We start from the raw sequence: 19,377 nt of genomic DNA, 5'->3' as shown, positions 1-19,377 counted from the left end.
TGCCCGGTCGCCCGGGCTCATCCGGTGAACGCCATGCGTGCCCACGGTTCAGGCTCGCGCACCTCCGTCGACCCGCAGGACCGTGCCGGTCACGAACGAGGAGCGGTCGCTGAGCAGCCAGGCGGCGGCCTGGGCGATCTCGTCGGGGTCGGCCGCGCGGCGCAGTGGGGTGTGTGCCTGGAGTCGTTCCTGGAGGCCGGGTGATTCCTCTTCCCAGGTACGGATCATCTCGGTCAGTGTGTTGCCGGGGGCGATGGCGTTGACGCGGATGCCTTCCGGGCCGTACGTGATGGCGGCCGACTCGGTGAGGCTGTTGACCGCTCGCTTCATCGCGCCGTACGCGGGCAGTTCGGGGTTGCCCATCAGGCTGCCGACGGACGAGTTGTTGACGATGGCCCCGGTCCCGGCGGTGGCCCGGATGGCGGCGATCTCGGCGACCATGGCCACCCACGGGCCCTTGAGGTTCACGGCGTAGACGTGGTCGAAGTCGGCCTCGGTCACCTGGTCCATCGGGCCGGGCGGCACGAACGTACCGGCGTTGTTGAAGGCGATGTCGAGACGGCCGTACAGGTCCACGGCGCGGTCCACGGCGGCGCGTACGGCGGCCGGGTCGGCCAGGTCGCAGACCACGTAGTCCGCGATGCCGCCCGCCGCCCGGACCTCCTCGGTCACCGCCTTCAGCTGGTCCTCGGTCCGGGCCGCGAGCAGTACCCGGGCGCCCTCTCGGGCGAACAGCCGCGCGGCAGCGGCGCCGATCCCGCGACCGGCGCCGGTGATGAAGGCGACCTTGCCGGCCAGCAGGCCGAGGGCGGCAGGGGCGGCGGATGTGTCGGTGGTTCGTGTGTTGTCCATGGCAGCGAGCGTGCGCCGGTCCGCGGAGCCCATCCAGGCACCGGCGATACCTGGATGGGCCCGCGCCGCCCGCGCACACTGGAGGTGTGGACAGACGAGAACTGGCGGCCTTTCTGCGCAGCAGGCGCGAGCGGATCACCCCCGCCGACGTGGGGCTGCCCGCCGGGCCGCGCCGTCGCACGCCGGGGCTGCGCCGCGAGGAGGTGGCGCAGCTGGCGTTCATCTCGACCGAGCACTACACGCGCCTTGAGCAGGCCCGCGGCCCGCGCCCGTCGCGCGAGGTGCTGGCCGGGCTGGCCCGGGCCCTGCGCCTGTCGGACGCCGAGCGCGACCACCTCCACCACCTCGCCGGCGCACCGCCCGGCCCGCCGCCCGGACCCTTGCGCGAGGTGCGGCAGAGCATCCTCGACCTGCTGAGCCGGCTGCCCCAGGCCGCCGCCATCGTGACGTCCGCGTCCTTCGAGGTGATCGCCTGGAACGATCTGGCGGCGGCCCTCATGGAGGACTTCTCCGCCCTTCCGCGGCGCGACCGCAACCTCGTACGCCGTGTCTTCCTCGGGCCGCACCCGCAGGGGCGGCGGCTGTACGGAGTGTCGGACGCCGACGCGTTCGCCCGCAACGCGACGCAGCGGCTGCGCGCCACCGCCGCCCGGTATCCCGACGACCCCGAGGTGACCGGGCTGGTGGCCGAACTCCTCGCCGGAAGCGAGGAGTTCACCCGGCTGTGGGCTTCCCACGACGTGAGCCACGAGCCCACCCTGTGCAAGACCTTCCAGCATCCGCTGGTCGGCCCGGTCACCGTCAACTGCGACGCCCTCGACATCACCGACCGCGACCAGCAGGTCGTGATCTACACCGCCGCCACCGGCTCACGGTCCGAGGAGGCGCTGCGACTGCTGTCGGTCATCGGCACGCAGCGTATGGACGTGGGGCGCTGAGGCGGGCTGGGCCGACACCGGGCGTACGTACGTGCGTGCGTGGCGTCGGCCGTCAAGGCTGCCCCTCAGCCCCTCAGGCCCGCGTATACGTGAGCCGTCGCCCGTCGGCCAGTTCGCGTACCAGTGTGTCGCCCTCGGTGCGGAGTGTGGAGGAGCCGCCGCGGAGGCAGGGGCCGGAGGAGGCGGTCTGGTCGATCGCCGGTGGGGCGAAGCGTGCCGGACTGTTCGCGTCGCCTACGGAGACCAGGTTCATGTCGGCCTCGCAGTGCTCGCCGCCGCCGTCAGAGACCAGCGTGGCGGCCGGGCTGCCCACCGGCGTGCGCTCGACGGTCATGCGCTGCGTGCCGCCGTTGGCGAGGGGGCGCTGCCAGGTGCCGAGCAGGTCTTCGGGGAGTTTCTCCGACCCCTCGATCCTGTGCAGTTCGGCGGTGCGTCCTGCGGCTTCCCAGCGGAGGGAGTTGGCGTCGGTCCGGGTGAGGACATGCTCGCCGAGGGCCGAACACGAGCCGGAGGGGACGCTGTTGACGACCTTGGTGTCCAGCCGTAGCGACGTACCGCCGCCGGACGGCTTGGCGGCGAGCTTGCCGTCGCTCTTGCACTCGTAGGTGTCGCCGAGGCTGATGCTGGTGGCGACGACCTCGCCCACCTGCCCCGACGAGACGACGAACCGGCGGAACTGATCGGTGGGCTTCCCGTCCCGCTCGACCTCGCCCGCCCAGATGCCCACGAACGCCTTGGGTACGTCGGATGTCACGCCGCCGACGGCGTTCGAGCCGGAGCCAGTGCCGGATTCCGAGCCTCCGTCGGGGAGTTGGAGACCGGCGGCCCACGCGGCGTACACGCCTCCCGTCACCACGGCGGCTGCCGCCAGCGCGAGCGCGGCCCGCCGGCCCCTGCCCGTCGGGCGAGGGCGAGGGCTCGGCGAAGGAGTTGACTCCGCGCGCTCGTTGTCCGGCCTCGGCACGACCTGGGTTCCCCACTCCGAGCGTTCCGACTGCTCCGATGCGGGAGGTTCCTCCCAGGTCACGAGCGAGGCGGTGGACGAGGTCGCGGACGAAGGCGCGGGCGTGGCCGGTGCGGGCGACGGCACGAAGGCGGTCGGTGTCGGCGCCGCCATCGCGCTCGCGTGCGGCGGCGTGTCCGTGTCGAGCAACTGGACGGCGCTGCGCCCCAGTTCGGCGATGATCTGGGCAGGCAGCCACGGCGGCGACGAGGCGCCGGTCCCCACCGGTTGCATCCGTGCGACGACCTCCTGTGGAGTCGGCCTGGCCGCCGGGTCCTTGGCGAGGCAGTCGGCGATCAGTCCCCGTACCGGCTCCTCGATCCCCGTCAGGTCCGGTTCCTCCTGCGCGATACGGAACATCACGGCGTGGACCCCGCCGGAACCGCCACCGCCGAACGGGGTCTGCCCGGTCGCCGCATACGCCAGGACCGTACCCATGCAGAAGACATCGGAGGCCGGGCCCACCGGCTCGTCCCTGAGCTGCTCGGGCGACATGAAGCGGGGCGAGCCGACCAGCACACCCGAACTGGTCGGGGTCGAACCGGGTACCGCGTCCAGCGCCCGCGCGATGCCGAAGTCGATGACCCGGGGGCCGTCGATGGTGATCAGGACGTTCGAGGGCTTGAGGTCCCGGTGGACCAGCCCCGCGCCGTGAATGTCGAGCAGGGCGCTGGCGAGTCCATGGGCGAGGGTGCGTACGGAAGGGGCGGGGAGGGGGCCGTGTCCCTGGGGCGAGACGATGTGTTCGAGCGAGGGTCCCGCGATGTAGCCGGTGGCCACCCACGGCGTCTCGGCCTCGGTGTCCGCGTCGAGGACCGGTGCCGTCCAGCGGTCGCTCACCCTGCGCGCCGCCGCCACCTCCAGCCGGAAGCGCTCGCGGAACTCGGGTTCGGCGGCCAGCTCCGGCTTGATGAGCTTGACCGCGACCGTGCGCCCGCCCTCCGAACGTGCCAGACAGACCCGGCCCATGCCGCCCGCGCCGAGGTTTCTGAGCAGCCGGTACCGGCCGATTCTGTCGCCAACCCCACCGGAGGTGGCATCGAAGTCGTCTGTCGACGGCTTCGTCATCTGACTGTCTCCCCTCGGTCGGCACTTCGCCCCACTCACCGCCACGAAGGGTCACGAGCCGGCGGTCCACTTGCTTCCGCTTGACGTGAACAGAGGCTACCCGGCTTCGAGTTGCAGGTGGTGCGACGTCAGCGGGCTCGTCTCCGCCCGAACGCGCGTACTCCTTCACGCGTACTCCTTCGGTCGTCGTGGCCGGTGGGCGACACGTGAGGACCACGCACCGGTCAGGTGCGCCGCGTGACGATGCTGAGGGAGTTGGCGGCGACGATGGCCCCGATGCTCGCCCACTCCGGCCGGCCGAGGTTCTGGCCGAGGCCGATCCAGCCGACGAGGGCGGCGAGGACGGGGTTGACGCTCATGAACAGCCCGAAGGCCTGGGCGGGTACGCGGCGCAGGGTGAACATGTCCGCGAGGTACGGCACCGCCGAGGCGAGCACCCCGGCGGCGACGGCGTAACCGAGGGCCTCGGCGGTCGGCGGGTGCCGGAGCACCAGGACGACGCCGACCGGCAGGAACATCAGGGCGGAGACCCCCGACGCGGCGGCCGAACCCTGTGCACCGGGGACGCGTTGGCCGACGGTCCGGTTGAGGAGGATGTACGACGCCCAGCAGGCGGCGGCGAGCAGGCCAAGGGCCATCCCGGCGTAGTCGGTCGAGGGCTGGGGGCGCATCAGCGTCACCACGCCGGCGGCGGCGACCACCGCGGCGAGGATGTCCACGCGGCGGCGCGCGGCAGTGAGTGCGATGGTGAGCGGGCCCAGGAACTCCAAGGTCACCGCCAGGCCGAGGCCGATGCGGTCGATGGCGCTGTAGAGGGACAGGTTCATCGTCCCGAACACCAGGGCGAGCAGCAGCACCGGCCGCCACTGCCACCAGGTGAACGAGCGCAGCCGCGGCCGGCCGACGGCCAGCAGGACGACCGCGGCGACGTACTGGCGGACCGCGACGACCCCGACAGGGCCGAGTACGGAGAAGGCGAGGGATCCGATCGCGGCGCCGGTCTGCGTGGACAGACCACTGGCGATCATCGTGGTCACACCGGCCAGCCGTTGGGGCCGTCCGGTCGGCTGCGGATCCGGAAGACCCTGGGCCGCCCGGCGCGTGGGTGCCGCTGGGCGGGGCGCGACTGTGGGGCGTACGGAGGCGGTGGTGCCCGATTCGGGTGCGGCTCGCATGCTTCGATCGTGTGACTCGGCGGCTCTTGCGCAAAATGCACACAGCGATCCATCTATACGCTTCAGTCATGGATGTGGAGCTACGGCAGTTGCGCTGTCTCGTCGCGATCGTCGACGAGGGCACCTTCACCGACGCGGCCATCGCGCTCGGCGTCTCCCAGGCAGCCGTGTCCCGGACCCTGGCCTCGCTCGAACGGGCCCTGGGCGTACGGCTGTTGCGCCGCACCTCGCGCGAGGTGGCGCCGACCCCGGCGGGACTGCGCGTGGTGGCGCACGCCCGGCGGGTGCTCGGCGAGGTGGCCGATCTGGTCCAGGAGGCCCGGTCGGGTCACACCCGCCTGCGGATCGGGTACGCCTGGTCGGCGCTCGGCCGCCACACATCGGCCTTCCAGCGCCGCTGGGCCAAGGCACAGCCCGAGACGGACCTGCGGCTGGTCCGCGTCAACTCCGCCACCGCCGGTCTGGCGGAAGGCGCCTGCGAACTCGCCGTCGTACGCAGGCCGTTGGAGGAGGACCGGCGGTTCGACTCCGCCATCGTCGGGCTCGAACGGCGCCTGTGCGCCCTGGCCGCCGACGACGCCCTGGCCGGACGCCGCTCGGTCCGGCTCGCCGACCTCGGCGGGCGCACCCTGCTGATCGACCGCCGCACCGGCACCACGACCGCCGACCTCTGGCCGCCGGACGCCCGCCCGGAGACCGAGGAGACGTCCGACGTCGACGACTGGCTCACCGTGATCTCCAGCGGACGCTGCATCGGCCTGACTGCGGAATCCACCGCCCACCAGTACCCCAGGCCAGGCATCGTCTACCGGCCGGTCCGCGACGCCGAACCCATCGCCGTACGCCTCGCCTGGTGGCGGGACGACCCGCACCCCGCCACCCAGGCGGCGATCGAACTGCTCACGGCTCTGTACCGCAACGGCTGACCGGCTTCGGGCAGTTCAGCGCCGGTGCCGCAGGCCCGGGCCGGTTCAGCCGACGTGCACCCGCGGCCGTCGTGCCCGGTCCGGTTCCGCCTCGCGGAGGACCTCCCGGGTGACGGGCGCGACCTCGCCCTGGCCGAAGAGGAAGAAGCGGAGGAAGTTGGTGAAGGGGCTGCCCTCGGTCCACTCGAAGTAGATGTGCGGGATGCAGCCGGTGGTGTCCCGGACGTGCAGGACGAGGGCGGCCAGGGCGTTGGGGACGGAGGACGACTCCAGGGTGAGGACGCGGTAGCGGCCGTGCAGGACCTCGCCGCGTACGGTCAGGCCCGCCTCGAATTCCGACGGGTCCAGGACGGTGACCTCGACGAAGACGAAGTCCTCCTGGGCGGGGACGTCGTTGTCCGCGCGGATCTGCTCGATCTTCTCGCGGTACTCGGTGATGTCGCGGTTGTCGGGTTCGTTGGCGATGAACCGGATCCGGCGGCTGGCGATGTCCCGTACGAACCGCTGGGCCATGCCGTCCATGGTCACGCTGGTGACGCGGAGTTCGAAGGCGCGGGCGAGCCGTGAGAGGAGGGAGACGAGGATGATGCCGGCGATGAAGCAGGCGCCGATCTTCACGCCGTCCGGGCGCTCGATGACGTTCGCGACGGTGACGTAGAGGAAGACCGCCGAGATCACGGCGAAGCCGATGGTCCAGTTGCGCTGGCCGGCCTTGCGCGCGGCGATGGTCACCGCGATCGCGGCCGAGCTGATGAGGACCAGGACGCCGGTCGCGTACGCGCCGCCCTGCGCGTCGACGTCGGCGTCGAAGATCCAGGTGACCAGGAAACCGATCAGCGTGAAGACGATCACCATCGGGCGGACGGCGCGCGCCCAGTGCGGGGCCATGCCGTAGCGGGGCAGATAGCGGGGCATCAGGTTGAGCAGCCCGGCCATGGCGGAGGCGCCGGCGAACCAGAGGATGGCGATGGTGGACGCGTCGTAGACCGTGCCGAAGGCGTTGCCCAGGTAGTCGTGCGCCAGGTAGGCGAGCGCGCGGCCGTTGGCCTCGCCGCCCGACTCGAACTCCTTCTCCGGGATCAGCAGCGTGGTGATGAAGCTGGTCGCGATCAGGAACACGCTCATGATGAGCGCGGCCGTGGTCAGCAGCTTCTTCGTGCCGCGGATACGGCCCTTGGGGTTGGCCTCGGTGTCGTCGGGGTCGCCCTCGACGTGCGGCATGACCGCGACGCCGGTCTCGAAGCCGGACAGGCCGAGCGCCAGCTTCGGGAAGACCAGCAGCGCCACTCCCACCATGGCAAAAACGTTTCCGTGCTCGGCGGTCAGGGCGGTGGACCAGTCGCTGATCACATGCCCCTCGGTGGCCACGTGCCAGAGCCCGGTCACCACGACCACGACGTTGAGCGCCAGGTAGAGGCCCACCAGCGCCACGGCGACACCGATCGCCTCCAAGAAGCCCTTGAGGAAGACCGCGCCGAGGAGCGCGATGAGCACCAGCGTGATCAGCACTTGTCTGTCGTGCAGCGCGTCGGCCAGATGCGGGTTCTCCACCAGGTGGGTGGAGGCGTCGGCGGCCGACAGGGTGATGGTGATCAGGAAGTCGGTCGCGGCGAAACCGAGCAGGGTCAGGACGAACAGCTTGCCCTTCCAGAAGGTCAGCAGCCGCTCCAGCATGGCGATCGAGCCCTCGCCGTGGGGGCTCTCCTCGGCCACCCGCCGGTACACCGGCAGCGCGCCCGCCAGCGTGACGACGACCAGCACGATGGTGGCCACGGGTGACAGCAGCCCGGCGGCGAGAGCGGCGATGCCCGGCTGGTAGCCGAGCGTGGAGAAGTAGTCGACGCCGGTCAGGCACATCACCCGCCACCAGCGCTGTCCCTTGTGCACGGGCTCCGGCTTGGCGGGCCGCGGCGCCGCCTGTCTGCCCTTGCCCATGTCGGACAGCCCCTCCAGCATCCAGGCGCGCAGGCGACTGGGCGGAGGGTGTTCGGTGGTGGCCATTCGGCGCGCTCCTGATGTGCGGCTCAGCGTGTCGTTTCGGCCATCACGCGGACGGCGACACCAGCGTATGCAGAGAGTGACGCACAGGCCCACGGATGAGGCCGCCGCAGGCGTCAAGCTTCCGTTAAGAGAATCCGTGCGACCGGCTGTGGCACATCAGGACGAGGGGGTTTCGGCTTCGGGGGAGGGGTGGGGGCCATTCGAAAGGCGTCAAGGACCGCGGGTCCGGCGCGCACACCCAGCGTCATCGCGTACGCCGTCCCACGGGGTCGCCAACCCCGTAGCGGCCGTACTCGCGGACCGGATGGAAACCCGCGTTCCAGGCCGGGCGGTCGCGACCGGGATCACCGTTGAACGTCCATCACCCCCGTCCAGCCGTCGAGCACGGCCCGGGTCGGCATGGCCTCCCAGTCGCCGGGGACCGTGCACAGCAGGGCCCCCGCGAGGGCGGCGGTGTCGAGGCACTGTTTGACGTCCGCGCCCGCCATCAGCTCGCTGAGGTACGCGCCGACGAAGGCATCGCCCGCGCCGACCGGATCGACGACCTGGACCGGGACGGCGGCCTGCCGTTGGTGGACGCCGTCCACCAGGGCCGACGCCCCCTCGGCGCCGAGTTTGATCACGGCACCGGCGGGGCCGAGGCCGGTCAGGGCCGCGGCCAGTTCCTCGGGGTCGTCGGCACGCTCGCGGCCCAGTACGAGGGCGGCCTCGTCGTCGCCCGCGAAGACGATGTCGGCCCGCGCGACCAGCCTGCGCAGGACGAGTGCCGCCGCCTGGGGCGACCACAGTGCGGACCGGTAGTTCACGTCGACCGACACCTTCACCCCGGCCTCGCGAGCGACGTCCACGGCGTGGAACACCGCCGCGGCGGCGGTCGCGCCGAGGGCCGGAGTGATGCCGGTGACGTGGAGCAGCCCGGCCCCGGCGACGAGCGCGTCGTCGACGTCCGCGGGGGCCAGCCGGGCACCCGCCCCCTGCGCGCGGTAGTACCAGACCTTCACCGCTCCGCCCGGCAGCCGCTCCTTGAGCATCAGACCGGTTGGCGCGTCGGAGTCCCGTACGGCGTGCACGTCGACGCCTTCCGCGGCGAGTTCGCGTACGACGCGGTCGCCGACGGAGTCCGCGCCGAGCCGGCCGATCCAGCTCACCGGGGTGCCGAGCCGGGACAGCGCGATCGCCACGTTGCTCTCGGCTCCTCCGATGCCGAGCGCCATATGGGGTACGTGTTGCAGATGCCCGACGGTCGTGGCGGCGAGCAGGCCCATCGTCTCGCCGAGGGTGACGACCCCGCCGCCGTTCATGAGCGGGCCTCGGCGACGGCGTCGAGGGCACGCCGGGCGCGGTCGGCGAGTGCCCCGAGGTCGCCTCCGGCCAGGGCGTCGCCGGACAGCGCGCCGCCGAGTCCGACGGCCAGGGCACCGGCCCGTATCCAGGTCCCGACGTCGTCGACGCCGATGCCGCCGCTGGGCATCACGCGCACGTCGGGGTAGGGATCGGTGAACGCCTTCAGGTGCGCGGGGCCGACGGTCGAAGCGGGGAACAGCTTGACCGCCGTCGCCCCGGCGTCCCAGGCCGTGGCCAGCTCGGTCGGGGTGAGCCCGGCCGGGTAGACCGGGACGCCGGCCTGCCGGGCCACGGCCACCACATCGGCGCGGAAGCCGGGCGAGACGAGGAAACCCGCTCCCGCGTCCAGGCTGCGTCGGGCCTCGTCGGCGGACCGCACGCTGCCCATCCCGAGGTCCGTGAACTCGCCGAGGTCCTTGCGCAGCCGCTCCAGCTCGTCGAGGGCGCCGGGGGTGGTGAGGGTGAGTTCGAGGCAGACGAGTCCGGTATCGGCCAGCGTCCGGGCCGCGGGCAGCAGATGCTCGGGGTTGTCGGCGCGCAGCACGGCCACGACTCCCGTGCGCAGCAGCGCGTCGGCGGGTTCGGTCCGCTGGGCGGAGAGGGTGTGGGTCACGAGGTGCTCTTTTCGGGCATGGGCTTCGGCGGGGCCGTCGCATCGTTGAGGAGGGTGAGGTCCCGGTCGCGGGTCTCCGGCGCCATCCGGGCCGCGACCAGGCTGATGATCATCATCAGAGTCATGTAGGCGGCGACCGGCACCCATGAACCGGAGAACGCGGTGAGCAGGGAGGCGCAGATCAGCGGGGCGACACCGCCGCCCAGCACCGAGGAGAACTCCCGGCCCAGGGTGACTCCGGCGTAGCGGTAGCGGCTGCCGAACAGTTCGGGGAAGTAGCTCATCTGCACGCCGACCGCGCCCTGTCCGGCCAGGACGAAGCCGAGGATGATCGCCACGGTGATGGCGTACGGCGACCCGGTGTTGAGCGCGATGAAGGTCGGTCCGGGCAGCAGCACGAGGGCGGCCAGGATCGCCATGTACACGGGCCTGCGTCCGACGCGGTCCGAGAGGATGCCGAATCCGATCGCCGCGATACCGCCGCAGGTCGCCCCGATCATCAGCACCTTGGGCACGAACGAGGAGTCGACGCCGACCGTGGAGACCAGGTACGAGGCCATGAAGACCTGGTAGGTGTACGACTGCGCGCTGATGCCGACGTTCATGAACAGCACCAGGAGCATGGGCTTGCGGCCGTGCTGGAAGACCTCCGCCACCGGCGACTTGGGCTTCTCGTGCTGCTTCTTGAGCTCCTGGAAGACCGGGCTCTCGCTGAGCCTGCGCCGGATGAGGACGGCCACGACTGTGACGAGAAGGCTGCTGGCGAAGACGACCCGCCAGCCCCAGGCCATCAGGGCTTCCTCGGACAGCGTCTGGGCGAGGATCCAGGCGAGGGCGCCCAGTACGGTGCCCAGGGCGGCGCCGGTCATGACGAGTGAGGCGAGCCTCCCGCGCCGTCCGACCACCGCCGTCTCGGTGAGCAGGGTGGCGCCGCCGGACTGTTCGGCGCCGGCTCCGAAGCCCTGGAAGAAGCGGCACAGGACGAGCAACGCCGGGGCGAGCAGGCCGACTTGGGAGTACGTCGGCAGCAGTCCGATGGCGAACGTCGACACGCCCATCAGGAAGAGCGTGGTGACCAGTACCCATTTGCGGCCGAGCCGGTCGCCGTAACGGGAGAAGAACAGGCCGCCGAGGGGCCGGGCGGCGAACCCGACGGCGTAGGCGGCGAAGCTGGCCAGGAGGGCGACCGCCGGTGTGGCGTTGGGGAAGAACAGGTCGCCGAAGACCAGGGCGGACGCGGTGCCGTAGATGACGAAGTCGTACTGTTCGAGCGCCGTGCCGACGAGGCCGGCCCAGGCGGCGCGGCGGATGGCTTCCGGGTTGGCGGGGGTGTCCGTGGCGGGGGCGGGGAGTGCGGAGTCGCTTGCTATGGGTCCGGTGGACGTGTCCATCAGCCATGCCTCCTTGAATGGGATGGATCGGGGACGAAAGGGAGACAGCGCGGTACTAAAGGGGGACAGCGCGGTACGGATAGGGGGATACCGCGGTACGGAAGGGTGCGGCGAACTGCCGGGCCGCCTCAACGCGGCTGTCGGCCTTGGATGTTCAGGCAGCGGTGCCGTGCGGCCGGACGACGACCTTCAGGTGCGTCGGGTCCGTGACCGGCGCGCGCAGGGCGTCGGTGGCACGGTCGAGGGGGAAGCGGCCCGTGAGGACGGACGAGAGGTCCACCCGGCCGTCGGCCGCCAGGGCCAGCGCGGTGGGGAACGCGTGGGCGTAGCGGAACGCGGTGACGAGGTCGATCTCCCACCGCTGGAGGTGCGCGAGCGGCAGTCCGTCGACGGCGGGAGCGGCCTGTCCGACGACGGTGGCGCGTGCGGCGGGCTTCAGGGTGCGAAGCCCCTGCCAGAGTGCGGCGGGGTGGGCCGAGCACTCCAACAGCCGGTCCATGCCGGTGAGTTCGAGGTCCTGTGCGGCGGTGTTGACCACCGCCGTGGCGCCGAGCTTGCGGGCCTGGGCGAGCCGGGCGTCGTTCACATCGGTGACGACCACCTCGGCCGCTCCCGCGGCCCGCGCCACCTGGGCCACGAGGATGCCGATCGGTCCTGCTCCGGTGATCAACACCCGGTGTCCGAAGGCGACTTCGGCCCGCCGTACGGCCCAGACCGCGACGGCCAACGGCTCGATCAGCGAACCGAGCTCCAGTGGAACCCCGTCCGGCAGGGGATGGACGGCCCGGGCGGGGACGACGACGTGTCCGGCGAGGACTCCATGTGTCGGCGGTGAGCCCAGACAGGTGCCGTGCGGACAGAGGTTGTAGCGGCCCGAACGGCAGGTCTGGCAGGTGCCGCAGCCGACGGCGGGTTCGATCGCGACCGGGGTACCGGCCTCGACACCCGCCTCAGAGCCAGCCGCTGTGACGACACCGGATGCCTCGTGGCCGAGGACGGTCGGCTGCCGGAGCACGTTCTGACCGTTGCGGCCGCTCGCGAAGTAGTGCATGTCGGAGCCGCAGATGCCCACGGCGTCGATCTCGACGAGCACTTCGTCGGGGCCGAGGGTGCGTAGAGGGACCTCTTCGATACGGAGGTCGTCCGGGCCGTGCAGTACGGCGGCTCTGGTCGTGGTGGGTGTTCTGGGAACTGACACGGTCTCACATCCTTGTGAGAGGGGTTGGGTTGGAGTTCAGGCCGCCAGCAGCGGCTCCGAGTCGGCGGCGTCGGCCGCGGCGCCCGCCGCCGCGTCCGTGCCGTGCCGGGCGAGGATGCCGATGAACTCGGCGACCCGCTCGGTGAATTGGGGGTGTTCGGCGAGCCGGTCGCCGAGCAGGCCGCCGTCGATGACGGCGGTGACGAAGTCCCGTACGGACGTGGTGCGTTCGGCCGTCCGCCGCAGCCCCTCGCGCGCCGGGTCCGCCATCGCGGCGGCGTGCGGACCGGCGTCGAGGCCGGTGGGTGGCGCCATGCAGCACAGGTACGCGGCGACGGTCAGCGCGAGATGGTGGGGCATCCGTCCGCCGCGCAGCTGCCGGAGCGCCGGGTCCGGCACCCGCTGGCGCAGCTTGACGGAGCCGTCCGAGCCGACCTGCTGGGTGCGGTGCCCGAGAGCCGTGTTGGCCCAGCGGTCGAAGAGCTGTGCCACATAGGCGTCGAGGTCGACGCCGGCGGGGACGGTGAGGCTGGGCAGGTAGTCGTCGTGCAGGACGCGGCGCGCGGCCTCGGCGACGACGGGACGGGAGATCGCGTCCGGGATGGTGGCCCGGCCGTCGAGCGCCCCGAGGTAGGCGATGAGCGAGTGGGTGCCGTTCAGCAGCCGCAGTTTGAGCAGTTCGTACGGCTCGACGTCCTCGGTGAACAGCGCGCCGCCGTGCTCCCAGCCGGGCCGTCCTGCGGCGAAGCGGTCCTCCAGGACCCACATGGTGAACGGCTCGGCGGCCACGGGGACTTCGTCCCGCAGGCCGAGCCGGTCGGCGACCGTTCGGCGGTACGCGTCGGTGGTGGCCGGGACGATCCGGTCGACCATGGTGTTCGGGAACGTCACGGCGTCGGCCAGCCACGGGAGGAGTTCGTCGCGCTCGGCGGCCGGCAGGGCCTCGGCGAACTCCCGTACCAGGCGCCCGGTCTGGCCTCCGTTGCCGGCCAGGTTGTCGCAGCTGAGCACGGTGACGGGCGTGGCGTGCGAACGCAGGCGGCGCTGCAGCCCTCGTACGATCAGGCCGATCGTGGTCCGCGGCGGTGTGTCGCCGCGCAGGTCGGACCGTACGCCGTCGTGGTCGGTGTCGAGGTGCCCGGTGCGCGGCGAGAAGGTGTAGCCGTGCTCGGTGACGGTGAGCGAGACGATCCTGGTGGCCGGGGCGGCGACGGCGTCGAGGACGGCGTCCGGCTGCCGCGTGGCCACCAGCGCTCCGGTGTGCACGGCGGGAATCGTGACGCGGGATTCCGTCGGCGAGATCTCGACCACGCCGTAGCGGAAGTCCTGGGCGCGCAGCGCGTCGGCCACGGTCGCCGAGCGGCTCGCCACTCCGAGGATCCCCCAGGGGCCGTCGGTGTGGTCGAGGGCGGCCGCGGTGTAGACGGCCTGGTGGGCGCGGTGGAAGTTGCCGAGTCCCAGGTGCACGATGCCGGTGTCGGCGAGCGTGCGCCGGTGCAGGAGCGAAGAGCCCGTCACTGTACGGGAGTTGAGGGTGGGAAGGTCCGTGGTCGTCATCTCGGCGGTCACCAGTCCGTCATCGAGCCGTCGCGGCGGCGGGCCACGGGCAGGTAGGCGGGTTCGTACGGATATCGGGCGGCCAGGGCTTCGTCCACCTCGACGCCGAGGCCGGGGGCGTCACCGGGGTGCAGATGCCCGTCGGCGTAGCTCCACTCGTGCCGGAACACCTCGTGGACCAGCGGCTCGTAGCCCATGTACTCCTGGATGGCGAAGTTCGGGGTGGACAGGCCGACGTGCAGGGACGCGGCCAGCGCGACGGGTGAGACGTCCGAGGGGCCGTGCGGGCCCAGCTTCACCTGCCAGACCTCCGCCAGCGCGGCGATGCGGCGCAGATGACTGATGCCGCCTGCGTGCGTGACGCAGGTGCGTACGTAGTCGATCAGCTGCTCGGTGATGAGCGTCTGGCATTCCCAGACGGTGTTGAAGACCTCACCGATGGCCAGCGGTGTCGTGGTGTGCCGGCGCACGTGGCGCAGCACTTCCTGGTTCTCGGCCGGGGTGACGTCCTCCAGCCAGAAGAGGTCGACGTCCTCCAGGGCGCGGCCGAGGCGTGCGGCCTCGTTCGGGGTGAGGCGGTGGTGGGCGTCGTGCAGGAGCTTCACCTCGGGCCCGACGTGCTCACGGGCCGCCGCCAGCGCGCCCGGGGCGTGCCGCAGATAGGCGGCGGTGTCCCAGACCTCCTCGACGGGGGCGGCGCCGCGGCCGGCCGGCTCGTATCCGGCGTCCGGACTGCCGACGCCGTAGACGATGTCCAGCCCGGGCACACCTGTCTGGGCCCTGATGGCCTGGAAGCCGCGTTCGCGCTGGGCGTCGAGGGAGTCGAGCAGTTGCGGGACGTCCCAGCCGGTGGCGTGGGTGTAGGTGAGGACGCGGTCGCGGACCGCGCCGCCGAGGAGTTGGTAGACGGGCTGGTCGGTGGCCTTGCCCTTGATGTCCCACAGGGCGAGGTCGACGGCGCCGATGGAGGTCATGGTGACCGGGCCGCGCCGCCAGTACACCCCGCGATACAGGTACTGCCAGGTGTCCTCGATGCGGGCCGGATCGCGCCCGATGAGGAGTGGGGCGACGTGGTCGCGGAGGTAGGAGGCGACGGCGAGTTCGCGGCCGTTGAGGGTGGCGTCGCCCCAGCCGACCAGCCCCTCGGCGGTGGTGATCTTGAGGGTGACGAAGTTGCGTCCCGGGCTGGTCACGATGACGTCCGCCGAGACGATGGTGTCGTGTTTGCTCATCGGACCCTCTCCACAACGTTGTGCAGTCCCTCGCCGGCCGCCAGCCGGCGGATGTTGGCTGTGATGTCGGACATCCGGCGGGCGAAGGTCTGCCGGGTGAGCCCCGAGGAGTGCGGTGTCATCAGCACGTTGGGCAGCTCGTGGAAGGCGTGGCGGCTCGGCGCGCCGGTGTTGCCCGAGGCCGGGTAGTCGTACCAGACGTCGATCGCGGCGCCCCCGATCACGCCGTCGCGCAGGGCTGCGAACAGCGCGTCCTCGTCGACGACCGGGCCGCGGCCGACGTTGACCAGGACGGCCGACTCGCCCATGCGGGCCAGTTCCGGCGTGCCGATCAGCCCGGTGGTGCGCTCGGAGAGCGGTACCGAGACCACGACCACGTCCGCGGTGTCCAGAAGGGCGTCCAGATCGTCGACGCGCCCCGCCCACACGAGCTTCTCGGCGACCGCGTCGACGTCACCGCGTCGGGTGACGGCCACGCCCCGGGCGCCGAACGCCCGGAAACGTTGCCAGGTGCGGGCGCCGATGTGCCCGAACCCGACGAATCCGATCGTGGTGTCCGCCAGCGCGTCGGGCCACGGCGTGCCGGGCGAATGGGCGGGCGAGTCCCAGGTGCCGCGCCGCAGCGCCGCGTCCTGACGCAGGAATCCGCGCCGCAGCAGGACAGTGGCGGCCACGACGTACTCGGCGATCGAGTCCTCGTGGTGAAAGGTGTTGGCGACGAGCGTGCCCGGGGGCAGCGCCGCGACGTCGATCTTGTCGATGCCGGCACCGGCGGCGTGCACCAGGCGCAGCCCCTTGCCGGCCGCCGCCATCTCGGGCGAGCACACCCCCGACACCAGCACGTCGGCGTCGCGCAGTGCTGCGACGACGGCGTCGGTGTCCGCGGGGTCGGGCCAGCTCACGGTGGTCCGGCCGGGCAGGTCGCCCTCGAACTGCTCGCGCAGGGGCGCCAGATTGAGGTCGGCGACGACGACGTTCAGACCGTCGGTGTTGTTCTGGGGCGGACCTTTGTACGTCGTCATGCGTGCTCCCGGGTGACAGGAGGCGTGCGGGTCGTCGAGACCGGTCCGGTGGAGCCGCGGACCACGAGCTGGGTGGGCAGCCGCAGTGTGCGCGGCTCCCGGTGCTCGTCGGCGATGGCCTGGGAGAGCATCTCCAGGCTGAGGGCCCCGGCCCGGTCCATGGGGACCGCGATGGTGCTCAGTGCGGGGTACGCGGTCGCGGCGAGCGGCATGTCGTCGATGCCGACCACGCTGAGGTCGTCCGGAACCCGCACCCCGAGCTGCCGTGCTCCGGCGATCACGCCGAGGGCGACGAGGTCGTTGTGCGCGATGACGGCGGAGGCGCCGGACGCGATCACGCCGGCCGCCGCGGCGGTACCGCCGGCCACCGTCTCGGACTGCCAGCCGAGCACCTCCAGCTCCAGGCCGACCCGCTCGGCCTGGACACGGGCCAGGTCGACGCGGTGGCTGTTGGACCACGAGTGCTGGGATCCCTGGACGTACGCGAGGTGCCGGTGCCCCAGCGCCGCCAGGTACTCGACGGTCTGGCGCAGGCCGTCTCCGGCGTCCGCGAGGACGCAGTCCGCGGTGGTGGTCTCCCGGTTGACGAGCACGACCGGCGTGTCGCCGCAGAGCGCGAGGACGTCCTCGGCGTCGAGCCGGGGCGAGCACACGACGAGCCCGGCGGACCTGGCCCGCAGCTGTGTGATCACCGCCCGCTCCCGGTCGGGATCGAAGTCGGTGTCCGCGAGCACGATGGTCTGCCCGCGGTGCCAGCCCTGGGCCTGCGCGGCCTTCACGAAGGCACCGAAGACCGGGTTGGCGATGTCCGGCACGACCACGGCCACGGTGGCGGTGTCCGTCGGCAACTCGGCGGGACGTGGCGGCGGTGGTGGCTCGTAGCCCAGCTCTTGCGCAACTTCCAGAACCTTGCGCAAGGTCTCCGGCCCCAGTCGCTGGGGGTCGCTGAACGCCCGGGATGCCGTGGAAAGCGCCACATTCGCGCGCTTCGCGACGTCGGTCAAGGTGGGGGCCACGCTGCCACTCCGTTCCGCAGTTACCGCTGCATGAACTCTGCGTTACCCATACTCGGCAAGCTTGCGCAACCTTGTCAATGCTTGCCGCGAGATGAGTTCCCGAGGTGGATCGGGGACAGGGAGTGGCGGGGCAGGTGACTGGACGTCATGAATTGGGTGGCCCTCGGCGGTTGGCGCCTTGAGGGCCGCGCGGACCGGGCGGACCGGGCGGATCCTCAATCGCGCTGCTTGTCGCCCGGCGCCTTGAGCAGTCGGTCCAGTTCGTTCCCGGCCTCCTCGTACCCGGCGTCCGAGATTCGCTGCAGCTCGCGCAGGTCGCCGGTCGCCTTCGCGCGTCGGGTGAGCAGGAAGCCCGCGTGCATGGATCCCTCGTCCAGGAGCTCGCTCAGTTCCTCAAGGTCACCGGCCGTGTCGGCAAGGTCGGCAAGGCGGTCCAATGCGGCATCGTTGCCCGCATCGGCCAGCTCGCGCAGGGTCTCCCGATCGGCATTCGTGTTCGTCATGGGGCCATGCTGCAACCCCGCCCCAGGGGCAGGGTCAAGTGGCACGATGGCCGGGTGATCACCATCGGGCAGCTGGCCGGGTACGTCGGGGTGTCGGTCAAGACCATCCGCGTCTACCACGACAAGGGCCTGCTCCCCGAGCCCGACCGCGACGCGTCCGGCTACCGGCGGTACGGCGCGAACGACGTCATCGACCTGATCAAGATCCGGACGCTCGCCGAAGCGGGCGTGCCCCTGGCGCGTATCCGAGACCTGAGATCGGCGAGCGACGAGGAGTTCCAGCGGGCGCTGCGCGAGATCGACGACGGGCTCACCGACCGCATCCGTGGCCTGCGGGCGACGCAGGGGCGCCTGCGCCGGCTCGCCGCCGGAGATCTGGCGCCGCTGCCCGCCGAGGTCGGCGCCCATCTGGAGGACCTGGCCCGGTGGGGATTCACACCTCGTTGGGTGGACCTGCAACGCGATCTGTGGATCCTCGTGTTCGCCACCCACCCGGACCGGGCGGTCGCACTGTTCCGCGATCAGGCAGAAATCCTGGCCGACCCGGCGCTGCGGCAGCTCTTCCTCGACTACGACCAGGCGTACGGCCTCGACGCCGACGATCCCCGCATCGACGAGCTCGCCCGCCGGGCGGTCGAAGCGACCCGCGAACGCTACGGTTCGGACGAATTGCCCGGGCTCGATGCGCCCTCCGAGGTCCCCGCCCTCATCCAGGGCACGGTCAACGCCTCGTCCCCGGCGTGGCAGCGGATCGACACGCTCATCCGCGCACAACTGGGCGTGTGACTCGGCGTGCATGGGCACGCGGTCCCGGCCGTGTGCGCGAAAGTCAGTCGGCGTGCGCCGCCGCGAACGGGATCGTCACGGTGCCGGACGGATGGCGCCTCAACGCCGCGCGTGGCGGATCGTCAGCCGTCCGAACCCCATGGCACCTGAGATCCGGATCGTCGGGCCGTCGGTGCCGGGGGAGCGCCGCCGGGGCTTGTAGCGCGAGTCCTTCCACCCGGTCTGCAGACCCTCGAAGTCGACGACCGCGTCGCGAGGCACCTTGATCTTGGCCCTGCCGGTGCCGAGTTGCAGCTCGATGTCGACCACCGGATGCTCGATGACCGCCCGGGACAGGTCCAGGCGCACCCTGCCGAACGCGGACTCGACCTTGAGGAACCGAGGTACCCGCCAGGGGCCGCGCCGATGGATCCGTCCCCCGGCGGCGGCGATCGTGGACGTGGTGGCCGCAGCCTCCGCCGGGAGCGAGGCCAGCGCCGGCACGAGCTCGCTGTGCGTCCTTGCGGTGAGGGCCCGGTCGAGGCGTTCGTCCATCTCCTCGTGCGAGATGTGTCCTGCGGCGTAGGCGTCCTGGAGGCGCTGCACGGCCGTGTCGCGGTCGTCCTCGCTGATCGGTATCGGCGCGTCTTCCGGCGGAGAGGTCACCGGTTCACTCCAGTGCCGTGCCCACTCGGCCCAGCCCCCGTCAAGGCGGTGTCAACGTCCTCCTGACCGGCGACAAGGATGCGTCAAGGAGTGCTCCGAACGCCCTG

Annotated in this window: 17 protein-coding genes; 3 read left to right on the top strand and 14 right to left on the bottom strand. The window is 71.7% G+C overall.

Annotated elements, in window-relative coordinates; genetic code table 11:
• Positions 1–48: 48 nt before the first annotated feature.
• Positions 49–852 (bottom strand): SDR family NAD(P)-dependent oxidoreductase, encoded by an 804-nt coding sequence (locus ACN20J_RS07545; protein ID WP_419665562.1) that lies wholly within the window; start codon positions 850–852, stop codon positions 49–51.
• An 86-nt stretch (positions 853–938) separates the two neighbouring features.
• Here ACN20J_RS07545 and ACN20J_RS07540 point away from each other — a divergent pair, with 86 nt between their 5' ends.
• On the top strand, positions 939–1,790 hold the full coding sequence (locus ACN20J_RS07540; RefSeq protein WP_419665561.1) for a helix-turn-helix transcriptional regulator: 852 nt from the start codon (positions 939–941) through the stop codon (positions 1,788–1,790).
• 73 nt (positions 1,791–1,863) lie between these two features.
• Here ACN20J_RS07540 and ACN20J_RS07535 read toward each other — a convergent pair whose 3' ends face one another.
• Both ACN20J_RS07535 and ACN20J_RS07530 read right to left on the bottom strand, forming a co-directional pair.
• Positions 1,864–3,861, bottom strand: coding sequence for a serine/threonine-protein kinase (locus tag ACN20J_RS07535; protein WP_419665560.1), 1,998 nt, complete (start codon positions 3,859–3,861; stop codon positions 1,864–1,866).
• A 224-nt stretch (positions 3,862–4,085) separates the two neighbouring features.
• Positions 4,086–5,036, bottom strand: coding sequence for an EamA family transporter (locus tag ACN20J_RS07530; RefSeq protein WP_419665559.1), 951 nt, complete (start codon positions 5,034–5,036; stop codon positions 4,086–4,088).
• A gap of 68 nt (positions 5,037–5,104) precedes the next feature.
• On the opposite strand from ACN20J_RS07530, the gene ACN20J_RS07525 reads away from it, so the two are divergent.
• Positions 5,105–5,962: a LysR family transcriptional regulator gene (locus tag ACN20J_RS07525; RefSeq protein ID WP_190228698.1), complete on the top strand. Its 858-nt coding sequence runs from the start codon at positions 5,105–5,107 to the stop codon at positions 5,960–5,962.
• Positions 5,963–6,007: 45 nt separating this feature from the next.
• Here the strand turns inward: ACN20J_RS07525 and ACN20J_RS07520 are convergent, their stop codons facing one another.
• The 10 genes from ACN20J_RS07520 to ACN20J_RS07475 form a co-directional block, all read right to left on the bottom strand.
• Entirely contained in the window at positions 6,008–7,963 is a 1,956-nt protein-coding gene (locus ACN20J_RS07520; RefSeq protein WP_419665558.1) for an amino acid transporter, read from the bottom strand.
• A gap of 344 nt (positions 7,964–8,307) precedes the next feature.
• Positions 8,308–9,264, bottom strand: coding sequence for a sugar kinase (locus ACN20J_RS07515; protein ID WP_419665557.1), 957 nt, complete (start codon positions 9,262–9,264; stop codon positions 8,308–8,310).
• Positions 9,261–9,920, bottom strand: a complete 660-nt coding sequence (locus ACN20J_RS07510) for a bifunctional 4-hydroxy-2-oxoglutarate aldolase/2-dehydro-3-deoxy-phosphogluconate aldolase (RefSeq protein ID WP_419665556.1) — start codon at positions 9,918–9,920, stop codon at positions 9,261–9,263. Before ACN20J_RS07510 ends, ACN20J_RS07515 begins: the two co-directional genes overlap by 4 nt.
• The gene (locus ACN20J_RS07505) at positions 9,917–11,311 is read right to left on the bottom strand and encodes an MFS transporter (RefSeq protein ID WP_419665555.1); all 1,395 of its coding nucleotides are present in this window, start codon (positions 11,309–11,311) and stop codon (positions 9,917–9,919) included. Before ACN20J_RS07505 ends, ACN20J_RS07510 begins: the two co-directional genes overlap by 4 nt.
• A 154-nt stretch (positions 11,312–11,465) precedes the next feature.
• Entirely contained in the window at positions 11,466–12,509 is a 1,044-nt protein-coding gene (locus tag ACN20J_RS07500) for an NAD(P)-dependent alcohol dehydrogenase (RefSeq protein ID WP_419665554.1), read from the bottom strand.
• Between the two features lie 36 nt (positions 12,510–12,545).
• Positions 12,546–14,066: a mannitol dehydrogenase family protein gene (locus ACN20J_RS07495; RefSeq protein ID WP_419665553.1), complete on the bottom strand. Its 1,521-nt coding sequence runs from the start codon at positions 14,064–14,066 to the stop codon at positions 12,546–12,548.
• Between the two features lie 8 nt (positions 14,067–14,074).
• Positions 14,075–15,298: a D-mannonate dehydratase ManD gene (manD, locus tag ACN20J_RS07490; RefSeq protein ID WP_365281890.1), complete on the bottom strand. Its 1,224-nt coding sequence runs from the start codon at positions 15,296–15,298 to the stop codon at positions 14,075–14,077.
• Positions 15,295–16,320 (bottom strand): 2-hydroxyacid dehydrogenase, encoded by a 1,026-nt coding sequence (locus ACN20J_RS07485; protein WP_419665552.1) that lies wholly within the window; start codon positions 16,318–16,320, stop codon positions 15,295–15,297. The genes manD and ACN20J_RS07485 overlap by 4 nt, the downstream gene beginning before the upstream one ends.
• Positions 16,317–17,336 carry a LacI family DNA-binding transcriptional regulator gene (locus ACN20J_RS07480; protein ID WP_190228690.1) on the bottom strand — a complete coding sequence of 340 codons (1,020 nt, stop codon included), beginning with the start codon at positions 17,334–17,336 and terminating at the stop codon, positions 16,317–16,319. The genes ACN20J_RS07485 and ACN20J_RS07480 overlap by 4 nt, the downstream gene beginning before the upstream one ends.
• Positions 17,337–17,551: 215 nt before the next feature.
• A complete protein-coding gene (locus ACN20J_RS07475) occupies positions 17,552–17,839 on the bottom strand; it encodes a hypothetical protein (RefSeq protein ID WP_419665551.1) in 288 nt (95 codons plus the stop codon).
• 54 nt (positions 17,840–17,893) lie between these two features.
• On the opposite strand from ACN20J_RS07475, the gene ACN20J_RS07470 reads away from it, so the two are divergent.
• Positions 17,894–18,625, top strand: a complete 732-nt coding sequence (locus ACN20J_RS07470; protein ID WP_419665550.1) for a MerR family transcriptional regulator — start codon at positions 17,894–17,896, stop codon at positions 18,623–18,625.
• 99 nt (positions 18,626–18,724) lie between these two features.
• Here ACN20J_RS07470 and ACN20J_RS07465 read toward each other — a convergent pair whose 3' ends face one another.
• Positions 18,725–19,270, bottom strand: a complete 546-nt coding sequence (locus ACN20J_RS07465; RefSeq protein ID WP_419665549.1) for a DUF1707 SHOCT-like domain-containing protein — start codon at positions 19,268–19,270, stop codon at positions 18,725–18,727.
• Positions 19,271–19,377: the final 107 nt, after the last annotated feature.

The organism is Streptomyces sp. 2-1 (assembly GCF_048564895.1).
GTDB classification, from domain to species: domain Bacteria; phylum Actinomycetota; class Actinomycetes; order Streptomycetales; family Streptomycetaceae; genus Streptomyces; species Streptomyces phaeochromogenes.
This window is presented reverse-complemented; position numbering and strand designations above follow the sequence as displayed.

Excerpts from the sequence above, each read along its gene's own strand:
- ACN20J_RS07505 (WP_419665555.1), bottom strand. The coding sequence starts at position 11,311 with ATGGACACGTCCACCGGACCCATAGCAAGCGACTCCGCACTCCCCGCC.
- ACN20J_RS07530 (WP_419665559.1), bottom strand. The coding sequence starts at position 5,036 with ATGCGAGCCGCACCCGAATCGGGCACCACCGCCTCCGTACGCCCCACA.
- ACN20J_RS07535 (WP_419665560.1), bottom strand. The coding sequence starts at position 3,861 with ATGACGAAGCCGTCGACAGACGACTTCGATGCCACCTCCGGTGGGGTT.
- ACN20J_RS07485 (WP_419665552.1), bottom strand. The coding sequence starts at position 16,320 with ATGACGACGTACAAAGGTCCGCCCCAGAACAACACCGACGGTCTGAAC.
- ACN20J_RS07545 (WP_419665562.1), bottom strand. The coding sequence starts at position 852 with ATGGACAACACACGAACCACCGACACATCCGCCGCCCCTGCCGCCCTC.
- ACN20J_RS07525 (WP_190228698.1), top strand. The coding sequence starts at position 5,105 with ATGGATGTGGAGCTACGGCAGTTGCGCTGTCTCGTCGCGATCGTCGAC.
- ACN20J_RS07515 (WP_419665557.1), bottom strand. The coding sequence starts at position 9,264 with ATGAACGGCGGCGGGGTCGTCACCCTCGGCGAGACGATGGGCCTGCTC.
- ACN20J_RS07495 (WP_419665553.1), bottom strand. The coding sequence starts at position 14,066 with ATGACGACCACGGACCTTCCCACCCTCAACTCCCGTACAGTGACGGGC.
- ACN20J_RS07475 (WP_419665551.1), bottom strand. The coding sequence starts at position 17,839 with ATGACGAACACGAATGCCGATCGGGAGACCCTGCGCGAGCTGGCCGAT.
- ACN20J_RS07520 (WP_419665558.1), bottom strand. The coding sequence starts at position 7,963 with ATGGCCACCACCGAACACCCTCCGCCCAGTCGCCTGCGCGCCTGGATG.
- manD (WP_365281890.1), bottom strand. The coding sequence starts at position 15,298 with ATGAGCAAACACGACACCATCGTCTCGGCGGACGTCATCGTGACCAGC.